General features: G+C 69.7%; 2 protein-coding genes and 1 pseudogene. All 3 read right to left on the bottom strand.

Annotation, left to right across the window (positions count from 1 at the left end):
* Window positions 1-3,889, bottom strand: a pseudogene (locus ACAM49_RS38725) (hypothetical protein); the annotation flags it as partial.
* Between the two features lie 108 nt (window positions 3,890-3,997).
* Window positions 3,998-4,612, bottom strand: a complete 615-nt coding sequence (locus ACAM49_RS38720; RefSeq protein WP_369640490.1) for a hypothetical protein — start codon at window positions 4,610-4,612, stop codon at window positions 3,998-4,000.
* A 97-nt stretch (window positions 4,613-4,709) separates the two neighbouring features.
* Window positions 4,710-5,155: hypothetical protein (locus ACAM49_RS38715; protein ID WP_369640489.1), on the bottom strand; the 446-nt coding region annotated here is incomplete at its 5' end.

Below are 5,155 nucleotides of genomic sequence, written 5' to 3'. Positions count from 1 at the left end.
GGAGGCGGATTCGCTCGCCGGGGTCGGGGGTTCGGGTGGCGGAGTGGAGGGCGGCGCGTTCGCGGCCGGCGCGGATTTGGGCGGTGACGACCTCGGCGCAGGCGCGGGCGCGTTCGGCGCGGTCGGTGATGGTGCCGGCGATCGCGGCGGCCTCGTCGATGGCTCCGGTGCGGGCGCGGGCCGTGGCCAGGGCCGAGATGATGCGCTGGGCGGCGGGGCCGACGTCGGTCAGGCCGTCCATCAGGCGGGCCACGCGGTCGGCGTCGCCGACGGCGGCCGAAAGTTGGGCCAGGCGTACGCGATTCAGGGGCTGCTCGGTGAGCCGGCCGGTCATGACCTCGACCTCCACGTCGTCGAGCATCGGTTTCACGATCGGCGCCACCTGGTCGCCGCCGAGGCGTTCGACGAGCATTTGCAGCACCGTGAGACGGCGCAGCAGGCCGGGGATGGTGGCGATCATGCGGGCCGCGATATCGGCGCGGCCGGATTCGACGAATACCGCTGCGAGCTCGCCCAGTCCGCGGTCGAGGCTGTCGGCGGATTCGAACCAGATCGAATAGAGGGAGGCGAGCCGGTCGGCCAGCCCGGCCGCAGCCTCGATCGCGCCGCGCGCGAGCAGGGTTCGCACCAGTTCGGTCAGCGGTGTCGGCGAGCTCTCGACGCGGTCGCGGCCGAGCCAGTCGGTGCCGAGGACGGTGCGGGCGAAGGCGTCGGTGGCCTGCTCGTCCCAGGTCTCCACCTGGCCCAGCAGGCCGTTCACCGTATTCAGCGCGCGGTCGAGGAAATCGTCTGCGCGAGTGGCGGATTCACCCGCGCGGGTGGCGAGGTAGGTGAAAACCAGGAATCGGCAACCGGTGTCGTCGATGCGGTCGACCACGGCATCGGCGCGGGCCGTGTCCCCGGCGGCGGCGAGCGCGCGCACCAGCGTGTGCAGCGGGAAGCCGCGCCGATACGGGTCCGGCGGGGTGCGGTAGGAGGTGAGTTCGATGTCCGCGGCGAGCCGCCGGGCCCGCGTCGATCGACCGGCCGCCACCAGCGCCGGGAGCGTATCGGTGAGCAGGTCGAGTTGCGCTGTCCCGGAGGCGAACTGCCGGGTCAGCTCGATCGCACGGTCCGCCTCGCCCAGTTCGACCAGACACCGCACCAGCCCTTCGAGCACCGCGGCCGCCGCGCGCGGTGCGCATCCGGCCAGCTGGCCCGCCAGCTCCTCGGCCTGTTCGCGCAGCTCCTCGCCGAAGCCCGCCGCGACCAGATCCGCCGCGATCCGGCCGAGCACCCGGGACCGCCCGATCGGATCGGCGACGGTCGCCTTCCCGGACGTGGCCAGCACCGAATGCACCCATCCCCGAGCCGATTCCGGCTCACCCTGGGCCACCATGGCCCGCGCGATGCGACACCGCGCCGCGACCAGATCCTCGAGCGTGCGCAGCGTATCCGCCAGTGCCAGCGCGTGCTCGAAGTCCCCGATGTCGGCGAAGGCGGCCGCCGCGTACCCCCGGATCTCGTCGCGGCGTTCGGTCACCTTGACCAGCAGCACATGCCGGTTGATCTCGGTCATGGCGGCCGCGACCTCGGCGCGCCGCCCCGCCCGCCACCACACCGAAACCAGTTGCGCCAGCACGCGAACCCGCTCCCACGGCGTGGTGATCTCGCGCCCGAGTTCCTCCGCGCTTTCGGTATCGCCCGCCGCGATCAGACCGGCGGCCAGCTCACCCAGCTCCGAATCGTCCAGCACCCGGTCACCGGATCCGCGCAGCGAGTCGACGAGCCTGCGATTCAGCCGCCGGTCGGTCGCGCCGAACTGGACCGCGATCACCCCGATACGCGCCTGCACGCGACGCCCGCGCAGCGGAATGCCGTCGGCCAGGCTCTGCGCGCGAGCCAGCTCACCCAGTAGCGCGAACGCGGCGGGCAGCCGGGTGGGAATGTCTCTGCCGCGCTGCGTCAGATGCCGCCGCCGCATGGCGAGCTTGCACACCGCGAGCAGGTCGGGATCCTGGCTGCCCAGCCACAACGCCGACACCGTGGCGATCTCGGTGCGCGCGATCCCGTCCCCGCCGGTGAGCTCCAGCATCCGATCGTGGCGCGCGGTATCCAGCGCCAGCTCGGTCATCCGCTCGATGTCGCCCCGCCCGCGCAGCATTGAAAAATACCGCGTGAGCAGGTAAGTCGGCGTCTCGACCGGCCAGCCCCGGTCGCGGTACCCGGCCGCCCACTCGTGGATGCGGCGGTGGTACGCACCCATGAGCACCCGGCCCAGCGCGGTCTCGGCCTCGCGCTGCAGGGTCTCGTGCGCCAGCAGATGGATCTGCTCGGCGGCGAAGCGGCTGGTCTGCGAACGGAACGTGCGCCCGGTGGCGCCGGACAGCACGCGGTCGATCCGGAACGGCGGCAGCCCGGTGAGGTCCTCGAGTTCGGTCCCGGTGAGGCCGTGGGCCGCGGTGATCAGCCCCAGAATCTCCTGATCGACATCGGAGCGGTCCAGGATGCCGCTCAGTTCCAGCCGCGCCGCCTGGATGATGTCGAACGCCGTGCGCGATCGTTCGACCTCGCGGCGGCGGCAGTGGTGCAGCGGATGGCTGCCGGGAACATCCAGCGGCAGACCGGGATTCGGCCGTCCGGCGACGACGACCCGCAGTCCCGGGCCGGGATGCCGCGGCAGCAGCGACGCGATGCTGGGACTGCCGCGATCCTCGTCGAGCCCGTCCACCAGCAGCAGGATCCGCCGCCCGCTGTTCGCCGCCCGCTGCGCGGCGATGTCGAGCAGGTGGCGGCGCAGCGCGTCGCGGTTGGGATTCACCCGCGCGACGGTGGCGGCCTCGTCCGGCAGCAGCGCCGAAAGCTGTTCCACGACAGCGTCGGTGAAGGCGTTGTGGTCGTCCTGGGCGGCCAGCCGCGAGGTGATGAAGAACGACACCACGTGCACGTTCGGCGGCGGATGCAGCGCGAACCAGGTCATGATCGCGGTCTTGCCCGCCCACGGACCCGCCTGCCACCACACGTAAGGCTCGTCGCCCCAGCAGAATTCGGCGAGCTCGGCCAGTTCCGTCTCCCGGTTCAACAGCCCGTCGTCCGGGGTGAGGTCGCGGATCTGGGCCAGATAGGGGGTGACGGAGGTGGTCGGCAGCGCCTCGGGTGCGCTGTGTCCGGTCCACGCGGGGTTCGCGGCCAGCGCCACCCGTCCGGCCGTACCGCGTTCCAGGGCTTTGGGTTTGGGCATATTGGCGGCGGGCAGCCGGTCGCGGAGTTCCCGGTAGAGGACCGACATGGTCAGGTAGCGGTCCGCGGTCGGGACGCCGGTGCGCAGGATGTCGAGCAGCATCGCGGTGAAGGCGGTGCGCCCGCCGTCGCCCTTGGCGAGGGCGAATTTGGTCTTCTCGTCGGTGGCGGTGAGGACGAAGGCGCCGTCGATATCGGTTGCCGCGCGCAGGATCTCGCCGTCCCCGGCGAGCACCTCGCGTCCGACGGCCCGGCCGCTGTGGCAGCAGTCGAGAATGACCACGACCGGCCCGCGGGCATTGGCCTTGATCCGGGAGCGCAGGATCGGATAGGCCAGCGCGGTGACATCGGCGTCTTCGGCGCGCGATCCGGTGTGGGTCAGGTGCAGTTGATTGTCGACCACGGCGCCGTGGCCGACGTAGTAGATCAGCAGCAGCCCCGTCGCCGCCTGCGCCGCGGCGGTGACCCGTCCCGCGATGGCCGAACCGTCGCCGGGGTCGAGCACCACGTCGATGTGCGCGGCGGGCAATCCCGTTTCGGTGCGCAGGAATTCGGCGAAATCGGTCAGGCTGCGGGCGATCTCCGGGAACGATTCGAATCCCGAATCAGCGCCGTAGTTCGAGGTTCCGATGAGCACCGCACGGGAGGCTTCCGGATCGGGAAGCGTCATCCAGCCGCCCCGGCCGCGAGCACCAGTTCCATGTCATCCTTCCCCCGCACGGCGTGTCGGGAAAAGTCTGCCATGCCGCGCAAGGCGGCGAGCGAACCGCGGTCGGAGCTACTTGTAGCACTTCAAGATATCGCCCTCCTGCCGAGGCTCCACCTTGGCCGACTGGTATTGCCAGATACAGGCGATTTGCGGATCGATCGGGGTTTGGCATACCCACTTGTCGAGTATCGCCGCCACGACGCCGATGCTCGTCCGGAACGTGTCATGGCAGTACTGGTCCATGTCCGAGATTCCGCCCATGGAGATTTGTTCCGGCGTGTAGCACGTTCCACTACGCAGATCGCTCGACGAGAATTTCAGGTGTAGCCCCGATTGGTTGTACTGCCAGTCGCAGGCCTTGTCGAGATCGATGGTGGCCACGCACGACTGCCGCTCGACATGGTCATACCTGTAGGAAACACAGTATCGCTGCAGGTCGACGCCACCGAGCAAGGTCTTCGGCGCGGTCGGCGCGGGCGATGTCGAGGTCACGGCCGCCGCCGGTGAAGGTTGTTGGGCGCCATGGCGTCCGGTGAGCACGCCGCCGTAGAAGATCCCCACACCGGCCAGCACAACCGCGAATGTGATCAACAGCCATCGGGGAATCACCTCCGACACCGGCTTGATCACGTTGTTGACCAGCCCCGCGAAAAAGGCTGAAAGGAATCCATCGAGCATGGCCACCCCTCCCCCAACACTAACACGACCAGCCGGTAGGAACGGCGGTTTTTCGCCGCACGGCAATGGTCAACAACGCTGCCGGGGAACCGAATTCGACTATTCAGTCAGCGATCGGGTAATCGCCGCCGCGCAGAACGCGATCGGTCAGGTGCATGCGGCGCACGGTGAAGGCCAATGCGATGGCGGCCGCGGCCGCGATCAGGACGAACGCGATCGGCTCCGGCCATTCGAGGGTCTCGACGAGTTCGACGGCTTCCTTGACCCCGATCAGCGCCGCGCCGCCCCCGACCACGAACCATCCGGACGCCTTGTTCGAGTAGGCCACGAACTCGGCCCGCTGCCGCGCGGTCAGTGATTCCAGTACCCGCCGCTGCCAAGCGCTTTCACTCCGCCGCGTCAGCACATACGCGACGGGCGGCAACAGCCACCACCACGGCGATATCCGTTGATGCGGAATCGCGCTCATCTGACTCCTGATCTGCGCAGTCTCCCGCCCCCTCTCCCCCAACTCGACCGCCCCCTGATACATGGGCCCGGCCACCAGCC

The sequence above is a fragment of the Nocardia sp. JMUB6875 genome, assembly GCF_041154655.1.
GTDB lineage: Bacteria > Actinomycetota > Actinomycetes > Mycobacteriales > Mycobacteriaceae > Nocardia.
Note: the sequence above shows the minus strand (reverse complement) of the source record. Positions and strands in the feature narration are given on the sequence as shown.